This window comes from Halomonas profundus, assembly GCF_020865425.1.
Taxonomy (GTDB): Bacteria; Pseudomonadota; Gammaproteobacteria; order Pseudomonadales; family Halomonadaceae; genus Vreelandella; species Vreelandella titanicae.
In genome coordinates, this window is record NZ_CP086344.1 from 2,175,190 (window position 1) to 2,195,171 (window position 19,982).

17 protein-coding genes are annotated in these 19,982 nt (G+C 55.0%); 8 read left to right on the forward strand and 9 right to left on the reverse strand.

All coding sequences use genetic code 11. The annotated features are described in order from the left end of the window. Window positions 1-59 precede the first annotated feature (59 nt). Window positions 60-1,877 carry an SEC-C domain-containing protein gene (locus tag LMS44_RS09730; RefSeq protein ID WP_022523731.1) on the forward strand — a complete coding sequence of 606 codons (1,818 nt, stop codon included), beginning with the start codon at window positions 60-62 and terminating at the stop codon, window positions 1,875-1,877. A 19-nt stretch (window positions 1,878-1,896) separates the two neighbouring features. Here LMS44_RS09730 and LMS44_RS09735 read toward each other — a convergent pair whose 3' ends face one another. Further along, window positions 1,897-3,258 (reverse strand): AmpG family muropeptide MFS transporter, encoded by a 1,362-nt coding sequence (locus LMS44_RS09735; RefSeq protein ID WP_009286498.1) that lies wholly within the window; start codon window positions 3,256-3,258, stop codon window positions 1,897-1,899. Window positions 3,259-3,398: 140 nt separating this feature from the next. On the opposite strand from LMS44_RS09735, the gene LMS44_RS09740 reads away from it, so the two are divergent. The 4 genes from LMS44_RS09740 to LMS44_RS09755 all read left to right on the forward strand — a co-directional run bounded on the left by LMS44_RS09740 (window position 3,399) and on the right by LMS44_RS09755 (window position 6,043). Beyond that, entirely contained in the window at window positions 3,399-3,917 is a 519-nt protein-coding gene (locus tag LMS44_RS09740; protein WP_022523729.1) for an FKBP-type peptidyl-prolyl cis-trans isomerase, read from the forward strand. A 108-nt stretch (window positions 3,918-4,025) separates the two neighbouring features. Further along, the gene (gene ccoM, locus LMS44_RS09745) at window positions 4,026-4,181 is read left to right on the forward strand and encodes a cytochrome c oxidase subunit CcoM (RefSeq protein ID WP_022523728.1); all 156 of its coding nucleotides are present in this window, start codon (window positions 4,026-4,028) and stop codon (window positions 4,179-4,181) included. 201 nt (window positions 4,182-4,382) lie between these two features. Then, the gene (locus LMS44_RS09750) at window positions 4,383-4,898 is read left to right on the forward strand and encodes a hypothetical protein (RefSeq protein WP_022523727.1); all 516 of its coding nucleotides are present in this window, start codon (window positions 4,383-4,385) and stop codon (window positions 4,896-4,898) included. A 92-nt stretch (window positions 4,899-4,990) separates the two neighbouring features. Then, window positions 4,991-6,043 carry a GGDEF domain-containing protein gene (locus LMS44_RS09755; RefSeq protein WP_171051138.1) on the forward strand — a complete coding sequence of 351 codons (1,053 nt, stop codon included), beginning with the start codon at window positions 4,991-4,993 and terminating at the stop codon, window positions 6,041-6,043. Here LMS44_RS09755 and LMS44_RS09760 read toward each other — a convergent pair. The 5 genes from LMS44_RS09760 to LMS44_RS09780 form a co-directional block, all read right to left on the reverse strand. Continuing rightward, window positions 6,027-6,494, reverse strand: coding sequence for a group I truncated hemoglobin (locus LMS44_RS09760; protein ID WP_022523725.1), 468 nt, complete (start codon window positions 6,492-6,494; stop codon window positions 6,027-6,029). The genes LMS44_RS09755 and LMS44_RS09760 overlap by 17 nt on opposite strands. A gap of 10 nt (window positions 6,495-6,504) precedes the next feature. Continuing rightward, the gene (locus LMS44_RS09765) at window positions 6,505-7,248 is read right to left on the reverse strand and encodes a DUF3034 family protein (RefSeq protein ID WP_278371362.1); all 744 of its coding nucleotides are present in this window, start codon (window positions 7,246-7,248) and stop codon (window positions 6,505-6,507) included. A 131-nt stretch (window positions 7,249-7,379) separates the two neighbouring features. Continuing rightward, window positions 7,380-9,749: a bifunctional diguanylate cyclase/phosphodiesterase gene (locus tag LMS44_RS09770; RefSeq protein ID WP_476489301.1), complete on the reverse strand. Its 2,370-nt coding sequence runs from the start codon at window positions 9,747-9,749 to the stop codon at window positions 7,380-7,382. 50 nt (window positions 9,750-9,799) lie between these two features. Continuing rightward, window positions 9,800-10,489, reverse strand: a complete 690-nt coding sequence (locus LMS44_RS09775) for a cupredoxin domain-containing protein (RefSeq protein WP_022523722.1) — start codon at window positions 10,487-10,489, stop codon at window positions 9,800-9,802. Between the two features lie 287 nt (window positions 10,490-10,776). Then, window positions 10,777-12,498 (reverse strand): proline--tRNA ligase, encoded by a 1,722-nt coding sequence (locus LMS44_RS09780; RefSeq protein WP_476489302.1) that lies wholly within the window; start codon window positions 12,496-12,498, stop codon window positions 10,777-10,779. A gap of 255 nt (window positions 12,499-12,753) precedes the next feature. Here LMS44_RS09780 and LMS44_RS09785 point away from each other — a divergent pair, with 255 nt between their 5' ends. Next, entirely contained in the window at window positions 12,754-13,188 is a 435-nt protein-coding gene (locus LMS44_RS09785; RefSeq protein WP_022523720.1) for a hypothetical protein, read from the forward strand. An 84-nt stretch (window positions 13,189-13,272) separates the two neighbouring features. Here LMS44_RS09785 and LMS44_RS09790 read toward each other — a convergent pair whose 3' ends face one another. The 3 genes from LMS44_RS09790 to LMS44_RS09800 form a co-directional block, all read right to left on the reverse strand. After that, window positions 13,273-14,688 carry an amidase gene (locus tag LMS44_RS09790; protein WP_476489303.1) on the reverse strand — a complete coding sequence of 472 codons (1,416 nt, stop codon included), beginning with the start codon at window positions 14,686-14,688 and terminating at the stop codon, window positions 13,273-13,275. A 109-nt stretch (window positions 14,689-14,797) separates the two neighbouring features. Continuing rightward, window positions 14,798-15,640, reverse strand: coding sequence for a deoxyribonuclease IV (gene nfo / locus LMS44_RS09795; RefSeq protein WP_009286506.1), 843 nt, complete (start codon window positions 15,638-15,640; stop codon window positions 14,798-14,800). Between the two features lie 46 nt (window positions 15,641-15,686). Beyond that, complete coding sequence (locus tag LMS44_RS09800) at window positions 15,687-16,442, reverse strand: glycerophosphodiester phosphodiesterase family protein (RefSeq protein ID WP_009286507.1); 756 nt, start codon at window positions 16,440-16,442, stop codon at window positions 15,687-15,689. A 227-nt stretch (window positions 16,443-16,669) separates the two neighbouring features. Between LMS44_RS09800 and LMS44_RS09805 the strand changes: the two genes are divergently transcribed. Then, window positions 16,670-17,647: an NADPH:quinone reductase gene (locus LMS44_RS09805; RefSeq protein ID WP_476489304.1), complete on the forward strand. Its 978-nt coding sequence runs from the start codon at window positions 16,670-16,672 to the stop codon at window positions 17,645-17,647. A 380-nt stretch (window positions 17,648-18,027) separates the two neighbouring features. Then, window positions 18,028-19,968 carry an SLC13 family permease gene (locus tag LMS44_RS09810; protein WP_022523715.1) on the forward strand — a complete coding sequence of 647 codons (1,941 nt, stop codon included), beginning with the start codon at window positions 18,028-18,030 and terminating at the stop codon, window positions 19,966-19,968. The last annotated feature ends 14 nt before the right edge of the window (window positions 19,969-19,982 follow it).

Genomic DNA, 19,982 nt, shown 5'->3' on the forward strand with positions numbered 1-19,982 from the left:
CGATATCGTTGAACACGACATCGTTTAACAAGCCATCCTGTCACAACATGGAGACGGCAATGCTGGCGGTATGGGTCGATCAGCTGCTGGGATTCGCCTCCGGGGCACTCTCGGCAATCAGGCAACAAGAACACTATCCGGATTTTATGACCTGGGTGCGTGCCAAAGGCGCGGATTCATTTGAAGGCGATGTGTCCATGGCCCAAGCGCTGGCACCAGTGCTGTGGTCGCAAACACCGCTAGAGCGGCTCGACTTTGCCTGTGAGCCCCTCGCCACGCCGGGGCGTAATGAACCGTGCTGGTGTGACTCAGGGCGCAAATTCAAGCAGTGTTGCTATCAGATCGAGTTTCCCACTGAGATCCCCGATCAGATGATGTGGATGCTCTCGCTGCGCGAATGGAAGGGCGCGACCCTGAAAGCCGCGTTGGATAGCCGACAGGCTCCGGCTCAAGCGCTACTGGAAGCCGGGTTGATTGCTGCTGAAAGCGGTCAGACGGGCCGCGCTATGCAAATCCTTGAATCACTCTTCGATGGTAGTGACTGGTCACGGCTGCCTGAGCAGGCCGAGCCTGCCTTTGAAATCCTGCTGGATATTTATCAAGAGCGCGGTTTTAGCCGTAAACGTGCTGACCTACTTGATGATGTGATGGAGCGGGGGCCGCTGTTTTTGCGCGGCGTGGCTCTTGAGCGTTTATGCCTGATGCACTTGGATAACGATGACCTGGATAGTGCCCGCGGTGCCTTTGTGAAGGCTCAGCAGGCGCTGCCCGATTCGCCTACCTTGGCCTACATCGAAGCCATGCTGTTGCTGCATGAAGGGCACGAACAGGAAGCCAAAGAGCGCGCCAATTTCTGGTATCGTCGCCTGGTTCGCCAGGGTGACCTGGATGAAGATCAGCTGGATTTTTTAGCCGCGTTGGCGGATAACCCCGGTGCGACGCTTGCCGATCAGTTGCTGAGTGCGGAAGAGGATCTGGCAACGCCGCTGGTAGCGCTTCAGGCATTGCTGGCCGCGCTGCCCACTGCCCCCAAAATCGATGTAAGCGCCGACCCTGAAAGTGGGCGATTGCTATATAACACCAGTGCTCGTGAAGAGACTCTGTTTGCCGCTTGGCATGAGCAGTTTCAGGTGTTGGTGGATGAAGACGTAGCGTTGGGCTTCCGAGATGACCCCTGGGGCAACGCCATTGAGTGGATGTCGGCACTCTGTGCACATCCCGAGTGGCTGGACGCCCCACAGGTAGTGCAAGACTTAACGTTGGCGCTCACCAGCCGCTTTGGCAGCCTGCCGTGGATGGCCCCAAGCCTGCTGGAACCATTGGCGCTGCGCCTCTCAAGGTGGTTGGAACAAGCCCGCGCCGAAGGCGACGGCAACCTTTGCTGGGACGATGCCAACAACGCCATGCTGCTACGCACGGGGTTAGCGTTGGTGGTTGGCATGGAGCGCGGGGCGCGACAGCACTCCAGGGAGCTCGCCGAGGAGCTACTGCTGATCGACCAGGAGGATAGCTTGGGCCTGCGCGAGCTGGTACTTGACCAGCTGCTGCGCGATGATCGCAACGAGGAAGCGTTGGCACTTGCGGAAGAGAGTGACGACGACGGCTCGCTGGTACTGGGGCTTTTGATGGGTAAAGCCCTGGCACTCTATCGGTTAGAGCAGCGTGAGGCGGCAGAAGCGGCGCTAGGCGATGTGCTTGGCCATAACCGTTACGCGTTAGAGCTAATTTGTGCAGAGAGCCCGCGGCCTTCCATGCCTCACCCCGATGGTCAAGTTGACCCCGGCTCCCGGGCGGAAGCGTGGCAGTACCGCACCTTGATGCGCGATCAGTGGCGGACTACGCCAGGGGCCTTGGACTGGCTCGAAGCACACCGCTAGCCTAAACCTTCAAGCCTGCTTAAGCAGGCTTGGGGGTAGGTACTAACTGCTTGTCTCGGCTGATCCAAATTGCCAAGATAATGGCGGGAAGGCCCAATAACGTTGCGATGACAAAGAAGCTTGGGTAGCCCTGAGAGGTTACGACCAGCCCACCAAAACCGCTCAAAAACTTTCCTGGCAGCGTCATTAGTGATGAGAACAGCGCGTACTGCGTTGCAGTATAGGCGCGTGATGTGAGACTGGAAAGAAAGGCGATAAACACCGCACTGGCTAAGCCATTGGCAAGGTTATCGCCGATAATCGTCACCACCAGCATGGGCAACTGATTACCCACCACGGCAAGCACGGCAAACAGCAGGTTAGTTACCATCACCAACCCCGCGCCGAAGATCAGCAGCGGGCCAATGCCGTAGCGCGCCACGCATAGCCCGCCTAGAATTCCACCGGTAATGCTCATCGCAATGCCGAATATATTGGTCACGTTAGCAATCTCTGCCAGCGAGAAGCCCAGGTCGATATACAGCGGGTTGGCCATGGAGGCCATGGCCAAATCGCTGATTCTAAATACGGCAATAAACACCAAAATCCACAGCGCTTTCACTCCATAGCGGCGAAAAAAGTCGGTAAACGGACAGACCAGTGCACCAATGCTCCAGGCACCCAGGCGGCGTAACAGTTTGGGCTTACCGCGGCTGGCGCGAATAAACGCCCGTACCTTAGGCTCATGGATAAGTTGAATAGAAAGCGAAGCGCGCTTCGGTTCAGGGCGCAGCAGCACGGTGAGAACGCCAATGCCCATTAGCGCCGCCATGCTCATGTAGGCCACATCCCAAGAGGCAGAGGCCGCGATATACAGTGCGCCGGCACCGGCGGCAAGTAAGCCACCGCGATAGCCAATAATATAGGTCGAGGCCATGGCGGCCTGAACATCGTCATCGGCGGACTCAATGCGATAGGCATCGATAGCGATATCCTGCGTCGCTGAGCCAAACGCCACCAGCAGTGCAAAGAGGGCCACCCAGCCGAGATTACCCACCGGGCTCAAACCGGCCAGCCCCACTAACCCCGCAACGATCAACCCCTGGGCTAACAGCATCCAGCCGCGGCGTTGGCCGAAGGCGCGGGTCAAAATCGGGAGCGCTAACCGGTCTACCACCGGCGCCCAGAAAAACTTGATCGAGTAGAGCATGCCAATCCAGGCAAAAAAGCCAATTGCCGCTACCTCCACGCCGTCGCTACGCAGCCAGGCGGAGAGTGTTGAAAACACTAATAAAAAGGGTAGGCCTGCAGAAAACCCCAAAAACAGCATGGTAATAACGGGGGCACGACAATAAATAGCCAGCGCAGCAAGCCAAGTGCGCTGGGGGGTGGGGTTTAACATTAAACGCTACTCCTGGTGGAAAGACGCTGGCAACGGCCAAGTGATAAACTGAGGCAGTGTATTTATCGCAAAGTGCTATCACAAAGTTCTATCGCGAAGTTCTATCACAAAACCGACAGCTTACCGGAGAGGAGTTTTCCATGTCGATTACGGCGCATCAGGTAGTTACCTTGCACTATGTCCTCAGCGACGTGCTCAACGATGGCAGCAAGCAGGTATTGGATGACTCCCAGGCGCGCAATAAGCCGCTAGAGTATTTGCATGGCCACGACAATATCGTGCCAGGGTTGGAGAGTGCACTAGCAGGTCAAACCGTTGGTGCCGAGCTCAGCGTTCAACTAATGCCCGCGGATGCCTACGGTGTGCGTAACGAAGATTTGGTGCAAGAAGTCAGCCGTGGCTCTTTTGGTAACGCTGAGTTGGAACCGGGCAGCCGCTTTCAAACTGAGGGCGAAGCCGGGCCGCAAATTGTTACGGTACTCAAAGTCGATGGCGACCGCGTCACCGTCGATACCAATCACCCCCTGGCCGGGCGCACGCTGAACTATAAAGTCACCATTTTAGACGTACGCGAAGCTACCCGTGCAGAATTAGCTAAAGGCCATCCGTTACCACCAGGTACCGAACACAGTAAAGTCGAAGACCGCAAGGTGCTGTAGGTTAATAGCACCCAAAAATTGACCAGTATCAATTTCCTGTTTAACCGCTTACCCCCGCCTGCCGTAACTTGATCTAGGTCAGCATTCTTCTGCCGTTGAGTGGCTAGTATGAACGCATACATCACGGCGGGGGGATTCACCATGTATTGGGATGACACAGTTATTTTCGGCTTAGTGACCGTCGCGTTAGTGATCGTTTTTATGCTGGGGTGGGTGGGCTTCGTGATTCGTGATCATCTACGTAAAGATGAGCGTAAAAAGTAGCTTTCCCACCTCGTGTAAACCTTGTCAGGGGAGGGGGTTTGCTATCGCAGTAAACCTCCTGTTGCCAGCCCACCATGGGCTGGCTTTTTTTTGCCTGAAATGTGCTGAAAAGTTGCAATCGCATAGCGTGCGTTAATGAGCAATGCAAGGCGTGCTCTGGTAAAGTCCATTGAAGCAATGACTACACTAGGATGCTTTGTCATGAACGCAGTTGCCTTACACCACAGCCCGTGGGGTCGTGTACGTGATCGGTTAGCGTGCGCGTTAATTGTCGTGGGCATAATACTTCCCGCGACTGCCTTTGCCCAGGCAGTAAATATGATCAACGGCGATGTCACTCAAAAGGTCGCTTTAAGTGACTTGCACGACATGTCTGATACGACGTTTACACTCTATGACCCCTATCAAGGGCGCGATGTGGAGATGCAGGGCGTCGAGTTTCGCACCTTTCTGATTGAACAGTTTGGCGAAGTGCCCCCGGCGCTTCACTTTACCGCTTGGGACGACTACGAGGTTACCTTAGAAGGGTGGGACGACCCTAACTGGTACCTGATTAGCTCTGAGGATGGCGATCCGCTCACCATCCGTACGCGAGGCCCTGTGCGGCTGGTAGAGCGTGACTACAATAATCAGGGCAAGGGTGATCGCGACGTAGAAAACCTGCGTGAGTTCAATGACTGGATCTGGATGATTCGTAGCATAGAGGCGAAGTGGTGACATCCAAAACTAGGCCCGTCGCGCAGCCCACAGTTCGTCCCCGGCCTTTAGCTCGCCAGCACCGCTATTTTACGTGGTTATCATTGAGCTTGATGAGCTTTTTGGCACTTATGGTGTTGATTGTTTATGAATCGCGCTGGGTATACCCCGAAATACAGGCTTATTTCAGCCAGACGGGGAGCCTTACAGGTCAGCAGCTTTCTACTCGGGCACGGGTCTACCTACAAAATGCCCAATCCGAGCTATTGAGTGACCAGGCAGAGCAAGATGCGCTGGATGCCGCAGCCTTGGATATTGACCTGGCCTACGGCTTAGCCGATGTGCACATTTATCGGCGTGAATATACCTGCGTTGAGCCTAGTTTGAAGGAGTTGGATCGGCTGGTGGCGCTGCTCGCGGCGCGGGGCATTGACCGTATCGCTGCGGCGATGGCGTTGTTCGCACCGATTCAATGCTTAACCCATATTGAGATGGATCAGCTTGATCGTCGGGGCGCAGCGATTAACGATTTTTCCGAAAGCACCCGTCAGCATAGTCAGGTGCTGACCTACTCCAGTTTATTGATCTTTGTGATGGGCTTGGCGTTTTGGTGGCTCCATGAGCGCCAGCTAAGACGCACTGATCGCGCCACTCAAGAGACCTTCGAGTGGATGAAACGCGCCATGCGCGACCCGCTCACCGGGATCGGTAATCGCAGCGCTTTGCATCAGGATGTGTTGGTGCAGCAGCACCAGTCGCTGGGGCTGATTCTGGTCGATATAGACTTTTTTAAACAGTACAACGATGCCTACGGGCATCCGCAAGGCGATACCCTTTTGCGCCAATTGGCCACATTGATTGGTGAAACGCTGAATGATGAAGCGCAGCTCTACCGCTTGGGAGGCGATGAGTTCGCGGCACTACTTCACTGCCCGAACACCGACACGCTGAAGCGTTACTGCCGTCAGCTAATTGAAGGGCTGCGGGAAGCTGGTTTTGCCCACTCTGCCCATCCGGATAAAAAAGGCGTGACGTTAAGCGTTGGCGGGAGCTGTTTTGTAGCCGATGAAGCAACGTTTCCCTACGCTTACGAAGCCGCCGACAAAGCACTCTACCGGGTAAAAGCGATGGGCCGTGACGGTTGGCAGGTTACTGAAGACGCATAACGTCTGTGTACATAGGGGCGAGTCTGCCCAGCAGTTCATTACGTGCGCCAAGGGCAATACCCTCCGCCTGCATAGCCGCATCGAGATGTTCCACCAAGCGATTAAAATGTGCATCTGTTAGCCCCATATGTTGATGAGCACGATCCATCGGCGGGCCTTCATAGTGGCAGGGGCCATCGCTTACATCGCATAGCTGGCTGGCCAGGGATTCAGCAAATAAATCGATATTGGTGTTAGCAAAAAACACCACTACTTCGGGATCATCCGCAATTCGGTATAAGAGATTCTCGACCACCGTGTCGATAGTGCCCTGACCGCCAAGCCGTTCGTAAAGCGTTGTTGATTGAGTGGCTGACTGATGAGTGCAGCCTGCGAGCGTAATTGCGATTGTTGCAAAAATAACCGTTATTAAACCACGGTGTGTCCGCTTGTATTTGTGTGGAAAGCTCATAGCGCCCCGCTTAGAAAGCTGCCTGAAGTGAAAGATAGCCGCCGCGTTGGGAAGGTAGGCCGGCAATGTCGCCTAAGTTCAACCACGCGCCCGTGAGTGATAAGTGCTTATTGAAGAAGTAGGCACTGTAGAGACTTTGCCAATCATCCTCTTTAACTACGCTTAGGTTATCGGGTTTCTGGCGATACTCTGCACCGACAACCCATTGCGGGGTAATAAAAACGCCCACGCTCCCCTCGGCCATCCACGAGCGGCTACTCTGATCGCCGCCAAAGCCAAGCAGACCGCCCTGGTTGGCATTGGTATTGCGCAGGGTGGCGTTGAATAGCACATTGCGCCCGGCAACAGCGCTAAACAGCAACTTGCTGGCGCTAAGATACATATCGGTACCGCTTGTTTTATCGGCACCGAGGGCGGTGGGAATGGTGCCATCAACCAGTCGTTTATGTTGCATCCCAACACTCCAAATGCCCCAAGGGTGATAGAGCACATCACCGAGCAAGCGCACCTTAGCACCGTAAATATCCTGGCCTAGCTCGCCACCCAGGGTGTCTAGATCAAGCGTTTGACGCGCCACTGAGACTTCAATACGGTCATAAACATTCAGGCTTGCGCCGGTCACTGTTAGCCGATAATCGTCCACCCAGGCACGGGTAGCGGCGGCAGTGACGCCGATTTCCTGTTCGCTGGCGGTGCTGGCCAGCACTGCCCAAGGCGATAAGCCACCCCCCGCGGCCCCTTCAATAGCACTCACTCCGCCCGTACTTACAATACGGCTACCGGCATAGGAGGGCATGGCCGCAAGCGCTAAACAGACCGCAAGGCAGCTGAAAAAAAAGTGCCGAAAGGGTGAACTGGATGGTGAAAATATAGATTGAAATAACATCATGGCTTTCTCTGGAACGCCTTTAGTAAGGAAGACATCGGGTGGGGCAAGGAGGGCGGCGTAAAATTATCCAACCAGGCGGGGAGTTCATCAGCTGGCATTGGTTTAGCAATCCAATAGCCCTGTAAAAAGTCACAGCCAAGCTTGCTTAACAGCTCGGCGCTGGCGCGATTCTCGACGCCTTCGGCCACTAAGCGCAGTCCTAAGCTGTGGCCCATTTCGATGGTCGAGCTGACAATCGTCAAGTCATCTTTTTGGGAATCAATGGCCAACACGAACGATTTATCGATCTTGAGTTCATCCACGGGCAAGCGTTTGATTTGCGCTAGGGAAGAGTAGCCGGTGCCGTAATCGTCAATCGCGATACGCAGCCCTAGTTGGTTGAGCTCCATCAACGTGGCCATGGCGGCATCAACGTCCTGCATAACGGCACTTTCAGTGACTTCGATACTCAGGCGGGCAGGGGCAAGACGATAGCGCTCAAGCAGGCTAGCCAAATAAGCAGCTAATTGGCGATCCACCACATCACTGGCGGAGAGATTAACTGCTACCGATAAGTGGTAACCATGCTGCTGCCAAGCATGCAGTTGAGCGCAGACATTGGCTAACATCCAGTGGCTAAGCATGCTGATGCTTCCCGAACGCTCGGCCAAGCTAATAAACTCATCGGGTGGCACAAAACCTAACGACGGGTGACGCCAGCGCATCAACGCTTCGCACTGATCGACACGGCCGTTACGGGTGTCTACTTTGGGCTGGTAGGCCATCCACAGTTCACCGTTGCCCACCGCATCCTGTAGATCGCGAATCAGGGTGAGCTGGCGCAAATGGTGCTCATCCTGACCCTCCAGGTAGCGTTGGTGGTGGTGCCGGTGACGGCGTGCCATATCCAGCGCTATATCGGATCGCCGCAGCAACAATTGTGGGCTGTCGCCATGGTCGGGGTAGTTGGTTTCCCCTGCTGAAAGTGAGGGTGTGATGGGTGATTTATCAAGATCGATAGGGTGATGCAGCGTAGTGAACAGTCGGGTACGCCAGGCAAAGTCGCTTCTTGACTGCTTGACGAGTAGTAGCAGCTCATCACCATCAATCCGGTAGGCTGTGCTCTCCGAGCCATCAAAGTGCTGCAAGCGTTTGGCCAGGGTGACCAGCACGTGATCCCCCAGCGCGTAGCCGAAGGTGTCATTAATGTCGCGAAAGTTGTTAATCGCCAGGCGCAGAAGGGTAAACGGCTCGCCGCGTTTGATCAAAAGGCTGATATCTTCCTGGGCGCTGATGCGATTGGGCAGGTCGGTAAGTAAGTCGTGACGGGACTGATGATGAAGAGTGGACTCACGCTGAGCGATACCCTCCTGCATGGCCAGTAGCGTCGACGCTAAAAGCCCGGTTTCGCTGCGCTCAGTACCGATCGGTAACTCAGTGAAACGCTCTCCGCGCCCAATGCGCTGTGCCGCCTTCGCCAACTCCATTAACGGTTTGCTCATACTCCGGGCGCTCCACATCGCAATCAGCACGGTAAACAGCAGGATCAAAGCAATGATTCCCAGCAGTTGCCACTGCAGCGAGCGGTAAGCGCCAAGCAGCTCGTTGCGTGAGAGTTGTAACAACGCATAGGTCTGGTTGACGTCATCGGAATAGAGCTGAGACGCGTAGGTCAGGTACTCGGCATCCGGCGTCATCTGGCTGTGTAAGGCATATTCACCTTCGATTAGCTCATCGTCACGCCCGCTCATTAATTCCAGGGCCAGCTGCTCGGGATGAGAACTGGCAAGGTAGCTGATCTCGCCGTTGTCGCGATAGTTGACTACGCTGATGTCCAACCCGGTTAATACATTAATCTCTTCCGTGACCGCTTCATTGATTAAAAAGCCCATACCCACCCAGCCAATCAGGTTGGGGGCACGCACTGGCAGCAGGGCAAACTCGTACGGCTGCCCTTCGGCGATGACGACGCTAACAGCTTCGCCTTCTTGGCTGGCTCGATCGAACAACTGCGGGAAAGGCATTGGGCTATTTTGCGCGTGATGGCTGCTTGCCAAAATACGCCCATCCAGGCCGCTGAGTAACACGATATCCGCCTTGGCTCGATCACCATGGTTGGCCAATACGGAGTAGAGCGTATCGGTGTCCTGGGTGGAAACGGCGCTTTTAAAACCGAAGTCATCGGCAAGAATGGCGACGTTATTAGCTAACTGCTCACCGCGTGCGTCCAGCAGTTGTTCCAATACATTGGCACCCACTTCTAAACGTTGGGAGCCTTTTGCAATGACGTCGTTTTGGGTCGCACGAAGAAACGCCACCCCGGTAGCGAGTTGCGAGACAATAACCACTGTCAATAGTACGAGCATTAGGCGCGTTCTAAAGCGCATAGCAACCTCACTAAGTGGTTGAGTTCCACCTTCTGAACCCTGCTAGGGTCTTAAGTAGCATCTTTAAATCGCTGCTGAAGGGGAGAGAGGGTTGGCGCTGGAGGTGGCAGTGCGTTGAGTTCTAAATTGACTTCCAACTGGTCGCTGTCGGTAATGATACCTTCCCACCAAACTTGCTGGCTGTCATCAAGTTGCGGGTGCCACACGCGCACACGATGCTCACCAGCTGGCAGCATGGGCAGGGAAAGCATGCCTTCGGCGCCCGTTATCGCCGAGTAGGGGGCATCGCTGACTACAATAAACGCCTGCATATGGTCGTGAATATTACACCCTAAGACGACAACCCCTGCTTGGTCGAAGTGAACCGGTGGCGGTGTTTCTTGCAAGTAGAGGTTTAAATCAAAGGTTTTGGCCGGTGAAAAAGAGTAGACGTGGTGGCGGGTGGTGTCTTGGTTGGGAAATGCCACATAGCTGCCGGTCGGTACGGCGAGTACCTTGGGGTGAAAGGCAGCACCCCGCTGATAGATGCTCTCTTCCTGAGGAGGATTGGCCGCCGCCGAATCGTAGTAAACCTCAACAACTGCATCCGCAAGGGGTTGGCCATCACTACTGCTGACGGTTATCTGAGCGGCATTAGCGGTGGGGATAAGTAGGCTGATAACCGCCAGTGCCAATAGCGGGAGTGGGTATACACTGACAAAACCCATAAAAGGGTGACGCAGTCGTGTTGGCTTTGGCATTGAGGTCGGCATCCCGTATTAAGCTGGCTCTTAGTTAGCCCGTGCAGTATTAAACTTAATAGTGGATGGATTATGCAAGAAAGTCATGTGTTTGGCTTAACGGTAGGCCAACACTTAACGCAATGCTGCCTGACGCCAGGTACTCCGCTATGCTTGCAATACCCGCTCCGGGTACCACGTTTCGCCCAAACTGCCATCGCAGTCGTTGCGGCAACGGCTGAGCGGCCACTGGGCTTGTGGTGACAAGTCCAGCGCCGCTCGGCAAGACTCCGCAAAGCGTTGCGGTCTTAGCTACTCGCTTTCTCACGCAAAAAATCGATGATGTGATCTGCAGGCACCATGGTGGCTTCGCTATCCCGACGTCCTTTATATTCCAGTTCGCCGTTGTCCAGGCCGCGGTCGCCGATTACCAGGCGGTGAGGAACGCCCATCAGCTCCAAGTCGGCAAATTTAACGCCGGGCCGGGTGTCTCGGTCATCCAGCAAGACGTCTAAGCCAGCGGCGGTGAGTGCTTGGTAAAGACGTTCAGACTCTTCGCGAACACGCTGGGATTTGTGTGCATTCATCGGCACCAGTGCCACCTGGAAGGGCGCAATAGCGTTAGGCCAGATAATGCCGGATTCATCGTGGTTCTGCTCAATGGCCGCGGCGACCACACGGGTCACGCCGATGCCGTAGCAACCCATCCAAGGATGGCTGGTTTTGCCGTTGTCGCCCAGTACGTTGGCGTTCATGGCCTGGGAGTACTTTTGGCCAAGCTGGAAGACGTGGCCAACCTCGATGCCGCGCTTGATAGAGAGCGTGCCTTGACCGTCGGGAGAAGGGTCGCCTTCCACCACATTGCGTAGGTCGGCCACCTCGGGAAGGGCAACATCACGCTCCCAGTTAATGCCGAAATAGTGTTTGCCTTCAATATTGGCACCCGCGCCAAAGTCGCTCATCAGGGCAACGCTGCGGTCGGCAATAATGGGCATATCAAGGTTCACCGGGCCAAGCGAGCCAAAGCCTGCACCAACTGCTGCGCGAATTTCTTCTTCGCTGCCCATGGTCAGCGGGGCCGCCACTTGGGGAAGGTTCTCTGCTTTTACCTCGTTCAGCTCATGATCACCGCGCACCAATAGGGCAATCAGGCCACCTTCAGCGGCACGTACGATGAGGGTCTTGACCGTTTTCTCGATCGGCAGATCAAACTGCTCAACCAGGGCGGCAATGGTCTTGGCATTAGGTGTATCTACCAGATGCATCTCTTGGGTAGGTGCTTCGCGCTGTATATCGCTGCCCACTGGGGCAGGCAAGGCTTCGGCCTTTTCCATGTTTGCGGCGTACTCGGAGGCGTTGGAGAATACGATATCGTCTTCGCCCGAGTCGGCCAGTACGTGGAATTCATGGGAGCCGGTGCCGCCGATAGAGCCGTTGTCGGCAATTACCGGGCGAAAGTCGAGGCCCAGCCGCGTGAAAATGCGTGTGTAGGCGTCGTACATATCCTGGTAGGTCTGCTTCAGCGAGGCTTCATCCAGGTGGAAGGAGTAAGCATCCTTCATGATGAACTCGCGGGAGCGCATTACCCCAAAGCGTGGGCGAATCTCGTCACGGAACTTGGTCTGAATCTGATAGAAATTGACCGGCAGCTGTTTATAGCTGGCAATCTCTTTGCGCACCAGGTCGGTGATCACTTCTTCGTGGGTCGGGCCGACGCAGTAGTCGCGGTCGTGGCGATCTTTCAGGCGTAACAGCTCGGGGCCATACTGCTCCCAACGGCCAGACTCCTGCCAAAGCTCAGCGGGCTGCACGGCGGGCATCAGTACCTCTTGAGCACCGGCACGGTTCATCTCTTCGCGCACAATGGCTTCCACCTTGCGCAGTGTGCGCAGGCCAAGGGGCAGCCAAGTGTATAGCCCTGAGGTTAAACGGCGAATCATCCCGGCACGGAGCATTAGCTGGTGGCTAATGACTTCGGCGTCAGCCGGAGTTTCTTTGAGTGTGGCAATCAGTAATTGGCTGGCGCGCATGGGCGTGAGCATTCCTTAAGTTTTTTTAAGACTGGTTTTTGAAACTGAATTCTTGAAAAAGTGCTTGGAGGCGTTGAATGGGGCCATTGTACGGCCTAGCGGTTAAAGCGGCAAAATAGTGCTTATGTTCAATTGATCTATGCTTTTGGATGGTTGTGCTAGACTGAGCAAGTTTTATGGCGCGATAGTCGGCAAAAAACGAAAGCTCAATATGCTATTTCGACTATCGTTACTATTTTGTTTGAGGGAACCTTCATGCATCAAGCAGTTCGTCGCTGGTTGACCGGCGCCGTGGTTGGCGTTTCCATCGTGTCATTGAGTGGTTGTGGTACGCTTTTTCACCCTGAGCGTAAAGGGCAATTGAGCGGTGATATTGATCCGGTTATTGCTGTCGCCAATGGTGTCGGCTTGCTGTTTTTTATTGTACCCGGAGTAATTGCCTACGCCGTGGATTTCTCTAATGGCACCATCTATTTGCCGGGCCGCAACAGCGCCTCAGTAGATGTTCACCAATTAGACGACGCTATGGATATAGCCTCTCTTGAAAAACTGCTCTCTGAAACAGCCGGTCAGCCGGTGAGTTTGGAGAGCGAGTTAGTGATGATCGAAGAGATGGGCAGCTTGGACGAAGCGCTGGCTATGGTGCGTATGTCTGGCGTGTTAGACCAAGAGAAACTCTCGGCGATGTAATGCTCCTAATTGACCGCTAAAGCCCAGCCGAGCGTTATGCTTGGCTGAGCTTTTTCATGCGGCTCAGTTTATGCAGCCCAGCTGTCAAGCATACTGGGCGGGGTTGGGGACGCTGGGAAAGCGTGGTGGGTGCGCTTCCATGTAGGCGTGGCAGGCACGCAGTACCCGCACATCATCATACTTGCCACCCGCAAGCTGAAAACCCACCGGTAAACCGTTATCGGTAAAACCACAGGGCACTGACGCGGCGGGCTGCTGGCTAAGGTTAAAAGGATAGCTAAAGGGCGCCCACTCTTCCCAGTCCTGCATATCGCTGCTGAGGGGAACTTCCTGGTTAATTTCAAACGGCGGTATCGCCACCGAGGGGGTCATCAGTAGATGATACTCTTGGTTAAAGTGCTCCAGGAGCTGGGTTAACTCCGCACGATCTGCCAAGGCACGAAACAGTTCAACGGCTTTCCAGGGGTCGGCCTCACGGGCATTGGCCACCATGCCGGGATCCAGCAGCGTACGCTGGTGATCATCCATTTGTGACCACTGCTCTAAAGAGGCGGTAAACCACAGCTTACGGAAGGTATCCAGCGGTGACGAAAAGCCGGGATGCACTTCGACGATTTCAGCGCCCAACGCCTCCAGTCTGCTGGCTGCTTCTCGCACGCGTTCGGCAACCTGTGGATCTACCTTGGCGTAGCCAAGATCGGCCGAGTAGCCAATCCGTAGTCCGGTTAAACCTTTATCCAAATCCATCCCCCAGCACTCGGGCTGCCCGCGGGTGGCGTAAGGGTCACGGTAGTCGTAACGGCCCATCACATTGAGCATGCTAACCGCATCCCGCACGGTGCGCGTTAACGGCCCCAGGTGCGATAGGCTGGGTTCTTTAGCTGGAGGCCATTGGGGCGTCCAGCCAAATGTGGGTTTGAAGCCAAAAACACCGGTGAACGCCGCGGGGATACGTATGGATCCGCCGGAGTCGCCGCCCTGGTGCAGTACCCCCATATTGAGTGCCGCAGCAGCGGCGGCCCCGCCGGAAGAACCGCCGGGGGTTAACCGAGTATCCCAGGGGTTAGCCGTGGCACCGAAGACACGGTTATCGGTCACGGCTTTCCAGCCAAATTCGGGCGTGTTGGTTTTACCTAAAATGACGGCGCCTGCTTCACGCAGCATGCGTGCGGGTGGCGCATCGGTGTCACATAGCGCTTCAGAAGAGGTTAGCGAGCCTTCTCGGCAGGGCATGCCCGCCACTTGGGTCAGGTCTTTAAGCGATACCGGCACCCCGTCGATGGGGCTTAGCGGCTTGCCTTGCCCCCAGCGCCGCGCCGAGGCTTTGGCCGCCGATTCCGCACCTTCAGCATCTACATACACATAGGCGTTAACGTCTGGGTTGAAGCGCTCGATTCGATCAAGAGCGGCACGAGTCGCTTCTAGCGGGGAGGCCTCTCGGCTTGCAAACAAGTGAGCTAGGGTCTGGGCATCTAAACTGCCAAGATCGGTATCGCTCATTGCACACTCCTTACGTAGGCTGGGGCTTGGGTAAAGGAGTTTAAGCGTAGGCAAGCATTACCGGGCGTGCAAAAACCGCTGAATCGTAGGCTGACTCTTTGTATCCACTTCAGGAGGCTTGAGCGCGTAGCCAAGCTATTTCATCGGCCCATATCTCGGGTTCGATGGTCTCCAGTATCATTGGAATGCCGTTAATCCGTGGTTCCTGCATGATGGTGGTAAAGGCAGGTAGGCCAATATTGCCTTTACCCAGGCTATGGTGGCGATCCACGCGGCTGGCAAGGTTGCTTTTGGCATCGTTTAAATGCATACCGCGCAGATACTCAAAGCCGACCACGCTGTCTAGCTCATCAAGCGTTGCTTGGGTGGCCTCTGTCGTGCGTAGATCATAGCCCGCCGCAAAGGCGTGGCAGGTGTCAATACACACCCCCACGCGAGTTTTATCGTCCACGTGGGCAATGATTTCGGCCAAATGCTCGAAGCGCCAACCCAGGTTAGTGCCTTGGCCAGCGGTATTTTCAATGACTGCGGTAACGCCTTGGGTATGCGTTAGCGCTTCGTTAACGGATTCTGCAATACGCTTTAAGCAGTCGCTTTCGCTGATTTTGTTCAAATGGCTGCCAGGGTGAAAATTAAGCAGCGTCAGCCCCAACTGCTCGCAGCGCTGCATCTCATCCAGAAACGCATCGCGGGATTTGCGCAGCCCTTCCTGCTCGGGGTGACCTAGATTAATCAGATAGCTGTCGTGGGGCAAAATCTGCTCTGCAGAAAAGTTGTGCTCGGCACAGGCATCGCGAAAGGCTTGAATCGCCTCATCGGTGAGCGGTTTACCTTTCCATTGACGCTGATTTTTGGTGAATAGCGCAAACGCATCCGCACCGATTTCCACTGCTCGCTGCACGGCTTGGTCTGCGCCGCCAGCGGCGCTCACATGGGCTCCTAGGTACTTCATGGTGGACTCCTTGTCAGTGTGTGAACTTATAAGTTGTTAGAGTTTATCAATGGCTGTCTAAAAAGCGCTTGAACGCGGCGGGTTCATCGGTGATGACACTGCCGATGCCCCACTCCCAGCGGCTATGAAAGGCACTGGGGTCATTGGCGGTATAGCACAATATTTGATAGCCATCGCGCTGCATAGCGTCGGCTTGGGCGCGCTTCAAACGCGGCCAGTGGGGGTGCACGCTAAAAGCCTCAATGGCCTCGCACTGCTCACGCCAACTTTTGGGCACGCTACCGAACAGCACACCCAGGGCCAGCCGTTCTTTGCTGGCAAATTGACGGCAGTGGCCAAGAGCCGCGGCATTGAAGGAGGAGATAATCAAGCGCTCGGGGGGGAGAGTGTCGAGCATTTCCGGCAGCGCGCGTTCCACCAGCGCGATGGGGTCGCGGCCTTTGTTGACCTTGATTTCCATATTGGCGCCCATTTCCAGCTCGTTAAGCAGTGCCAACATCTCGCTGAGGCTAGGCATCTTCTCACCCGCAAAACGATCGTCAAACCAAGCCCCGGCATCCAGGGTTTGCGCCTTCGCCCAGCTCATGGAGGCGAGTCCGCCCCGTCCGTTTGAGCAGCGTGCTACATCGCCGTCGTGCCAAATCACCGGGGTGCCATCACCCAGTAGCTGCACATCCAGCTCTACCCATGTGGCTCCCGCTTCATAGGCGGCGCGCACCGCGGCGAGGGTGTTTTCAGGGGCAGCGGCGGAGTAGCCGCGGTGGGCAATCAGCGCGGGGAGTTGAATAGCAGGATGCGTCATGACAAATCTCTAAGCCTTAGACGATAAAGAAGCGCTAATACTAGCATGGGCGCATGACAGCAGGATTGCATTGCCTCGCGTTCTAGTGGGTAAAAATACGCTAGCGTGCTAGCTTGATTTAAATGCCATGACGCGCTTGTATAGCAGCACCTGTTGCCATGCTTAGCATTATTCAGAGATGGCGTATCAACTCGAATAATAGCCGAATTACACAATAAGGAGTCCTAATGTCTCAGCGTATTCAATTTGCCCGCACCGGCGGTTCTGAGGTACTTGAACTGGTCGACGTTACCCCTGCTGAACCTGGCCAGGGTGAAGTACGTATTGCTAATAAAGCCGTTGGCCTTAATTTTATCGACATCTATTTTCGTACCGGGCTCTATCCAACCCCTTCCATGCCTTCTGGTCTAGGCACCGAAGGTGCAGGCGTGGTCAATGCGGTTGGCGAAGGAGTCACACACCTTCAGGTTGGCGATCGCGTGGCCTATGCCCAAGGCCCGTTGGGCGCCTATGCTGAACTGCATACGCTGCCAGCGGCTAAAGTGGTCAAGCTACCCGACTTCGTTGATTTCGACACCGCAGCGGCGAGTATGCTCAAGGGCCTTACCGTGCAGTATCTGCTTCGCCAAACCTATGAACTAAAAGGTGGCGAAACCATTCTATTTCACGCCGCAGCGGGCGGGGTAGGTTCGATTGCCTGCCAGTGGGCGAAGTCGTTAGGCGTTAAGCTGATCGGCACAGTCAGTTCACAGGAAAAAGCGGATCTAGCCATGGCCAACGGTGCCTGGGCGACAATTAATTACAGCGAAGAGAACGTGGTAGAGCGCGTACGCGAGCTTACCAACGGCGATATGTGCGATGTGGTGTATGACTCGGTGGGTAAAGACACCTGGGAAATGTCACTGGACTGCCTGAAGCCCCGTGGTCTGATGGTCAGCTTTGGCAACGCGTCTGGCCCGGTGGAGGGCGTTAATATCGGCATTCTGAATCAGAAGGGCGCACTTTACGTGACCCGCCCCAGCCTGAATGGCTACGCCGACACCCGCGAGCGTTTGGAGATGATGTGCGAAGAGTTTTTCGCCATGATTGAAAGCGGTAAGGTCAACATTGATATCGCCAACCGCTACCCACTTGCAGAAGCTGGCAAAGCCCAAGACGCCCTGCAAAGCCGCAAGACCACGGGCTCAACTATTCTTTTGCCGTAGCGAATTCGTTTTATCCGACGATAGAGCTTTGAGAGCAGCAGCAGGGGCAGCCTGAAGCGGTTGGCCAGGGCCCCGTGAAGTTTCCTATATCTCAAAGGCTGCACGCATCGCTATAAGATTGTTGATGCTCACATTATTGTTGAGCGCCAAAAGTAAGCGCTTTTATTAGCCCGCTTTACCCTTCATTACACTACCGATATGAAGCTCGGCTTTGCCGAGCTTTTGTCCCTTTTGGCTATGTGTTTATAGGCTTTGCGTATGCAGGGTCTATACCTCTGTATAGTAAACGTCTAATGTGCAGAAGAAATAGTCATGTTAAAGCGTGTTTTGCATCAATCGCATGGTGAACTTTCAAACGCCAGCAAGGGAGTGGGAAAAGGATGTCGGCTGAGGACATAAGTGTTGAGGGCTCAAGCGCTGAGGGCTCCGGTATTGAAAACGTAAGTATTGAAGCATTGGATCTTGGCGGGTTAACGCTTACACCTAGCACACTGGTGTTTATCGTACTTGGGCTAACGCTCGCCGCGTTTATATGGGGACGCTTTCGTTATGACTTAGTGGCGCTGGCAGCGTTGTTGGGTTCGGTCATGCTGGGGCTTGTGCCGGCCGAAAGCGCTTTCGCCGGTTTCGGCCATCCGGCGGTGATTACCGTGGCCGCTGTACTGGTGCTTAGCCGAGGGTTTGAGCGCTCGGGCGTGGTCGATATTATTGCCAACCAAGTGCTTAAAGTGGGGGAAAACCTGCTGCTCCAACTCCTGGTGCTGGTGGGTACCATTGTTGTGCTGTCAGGTATTATGAATAATGTGGGCGCCCTGGCACTGCTGCTACCGGTAGCTATGCGGCTTGCCCGCGAACACAACACCTCGCCTTCCTTACTGCTTATGCCCCTGGCGTTTGGCTCTCTGCTCGGCGGCCTGACCACGATGATTGGTACCCCACCCAATATCATTATTTCCAGTTATCGCCGTGATGTGACAGATGAAGCATTTAGTATGTTTAGCTTCTCGCCTGTAGGCATCGTAGTTGCGCTGGCGGGGCTGGCCTTTATTGTTCTGGTGGGCTGGCGCTTGACGCCCAAGCGTAGCGGCCAGGCCTCTACGGATGAAATGTTCGATACCGCCAACTATTTAGTCGAATTGAAAGTAGGCGAAGAGTCGAAGGCCAAGGGGCTAACGCTACAACAGTTGCGCGACGAACTGGACGAAACCATTCCCGTGTTAGCGGTGGTGCGTGATGACAACCGCCGTGCAGGCTATAACTTCCACGGCGCACTGGAAGAGGGCGATATTCTGCTATTAGAAGCAGGGCCTGATGAGCTTCAAATGCTGGAAGACAAAGTAGGGCTAAGCGCGATTGCAGAGTTGGAGGAAGACCCTGAGGCGGAGGATGCTGAGCCTACGGAGAGTGATAAGGATCCTGTGAATAAGAAAGATTCTGCGCAGGATCGACAGCCCGTGGATACCGAGGGCCTGCAACTGATCGAGGCCGTGGTGCGTAACGACTCAATGATGATTAACCGCAGCGTACGCCAGCTACGCTTAAACCATCAGTTTGGCCTGCACTTGGTGGCTGTCGCACGGGATGGCGGGCGCTTGAAGCAGCGGTTGCGGGATATTCGTTTTAAAAACGGTGATGTTTTGCTCCTCCAGGGCAGTGAAAACGAGATGTCAGATAGCCTGGCCTCGCTTGGGTGTCTACCCCTGGCTAGCCGTGAACTGCATCTGGGGCAGCCACGCAAACTTGCTATGTCGATTGCTATTTTTGCCTTGGCAATCGTCGCCATGCTGTTTGATCTACTCCCCGCAGCGGTGGCCATGAGTAGTGCGGCACTGATTTCGCTCCTGATTGGCGTGTTACCACTCCGGGAAGGGTATCAGGCCATTGATGGCCCCGTCATAGTGCTGCTCGCGGCGATGATTCCCGTGGGCGAAGCATTAGAAACCAGTGGAGGTGCAGATTTGATTGCTAACGCGCTGCTCAGTTTTGGCAGCGATTGGCCGGTGGTGGTGACCATGATAGGGCTGTTTTTACTCTCTATGCTGCTCTCCAATGTGGTTAACAATGCGGCGGCTGCGCTACTGATGGCACCGATTGCGGTGAGCTTAGCCAATGGCTTTGACGTCTCACTGGATCCGTTTTTGATGGTCGTAGCTGTTAGCGCTTCCTGTGCGTTTTTAACCCCTATTGGGCACCAATCCAATACGCTGGTGCTTGGGCCTGGCGGCTACCGCTTTGGTGATTATTGGAAACTGGGCTTGCCGCTATCACTGGTGGTGCTGGTGGTTGCTATCCCAATGATCCTATGGGTGTGGCCGCTTTAATAGGCGAGGTCGCC

What these genes read in the sequence shown, in the direction of transcription:
- LMS44_RS09730 (WP_022523731.1), top strand. Translation starts at nt 60, where the DNA reads ATGCTGGCGGTATGGGTCGATCAGCTGCTGGGATTCGCCTCCGGGGCA.
- LMS44_RS09735 (WP_009286498.1), bottom strand. Translation starts at nt 3,258, where the DNA reads ATGTTAAACCCCACCCCCCAGCGCACTTGGCTTGCTGCGCTGGCTATT.
- LMS44_RS09740 (WP_022523729.1), top strand. Translation starts at nt 3,399, where the DNA reads ATGTCGATTACGGCGCATCAGGTAGTTACCTTGCACTATGTCCTCAGC.
- ccoM (WP_022523728.1), top strand. Translation starts at nt 4,026, where the DNA reads ATGAACGCATACATCACGGCGGGGGGATTCACCATGTATTGGGATGAC.
- LMS44_RS09750 (WP_022523727.1), top strand. Translation starts at nt 4,383, where the DNA reads ATGAACGCAGTTGCCTTACACCACAGCCCGTGGGGTCGTGTACGTGAT.
- LMS44_RS09755 (WP_171051138.1), top strand. Translation starts at nt 4,991, where the DNA reads ATGAGCTTTTTGGCACTTATGGTGTTGATTGTTTATGAATCGCGCTGG.
- LMS44_RS09760 (WP_022523725.1), bottom strand. Translation starts at nt 6,494, where the DNA reads ATGAGCTTTCCACACAAATACAAGCGGACACACCGTGGTTTAATAACG.
- LMS44_RS09770 (WP_476489301.1), bottom strand. Translation starts at nt 9,749, where the DNA reads ATGCGCTTTAGAACGCGCCTAATGCTCGTACTATTGACAGTGGTTATT.
- LMS44_RS09775 (WP_022523722.1), bottom strand. Translation starts at nt 10,489, where the DNA reads ATGCCAAAGCCAACACGACTGCGTCACCCTTTTATGGGTTTTGTCAGT.
- LMS44_RS09780 (WP_476489302.1), bottom strand. Translation starts at nt 12,498, where the DNA reads ATGCGCGCCAGCCAATTACTGATTGCCACACTCAAAGAAACTCCGGCT.
- LMS44_RS09785 (WP_022523720.1), top strand. Translation starts at nt 12,754, where the DNA reads ATGCATCAAGCAGTTCGTCGCTGGTTGACCGGCGCCGTGGTTGGCGTT.
- LMS44_RS09790 (WP_476489303.1), bottom strand. Translation starts at nt 14,688, where the DNA reads ATGAGCGATACCGATCTTGGCAGTTTAGATGCCCAGACCCTAGCTCAC.
- nfo (WP_009286506.1), bottom strand. Translation starts at nt 15,640, where the DNA reads ATGAAGTACCTAGGAGCCCATGTGAGCGCCGCTGGCGGCGCAGACCAA.
- LMS44_RS09800 (WP_009286507.1), bottom strand. Translation starts at nt 16,442, where the DNA reads ATGACGCATCCTGCTATTCAACTCCCCGCGCTGATTGCCCACCGCGGC.
- LMS44_RS09805 (WP_476489304.1), top strand. Translation starts at nt 16,670, where the DNA reads ATGTCTCAGCGTATTCAATTTGCCCGCACCGGCGGTTCTGAGGTACTT.
- LMS44_RS09810 (WP_022523715.1), top strand. Translation starts at nt 18,028, where the DNA reads ATGTCGGCTGAGGACATAAGTGTTGAGGGCTCAAGCGCTGAGGGCTCC.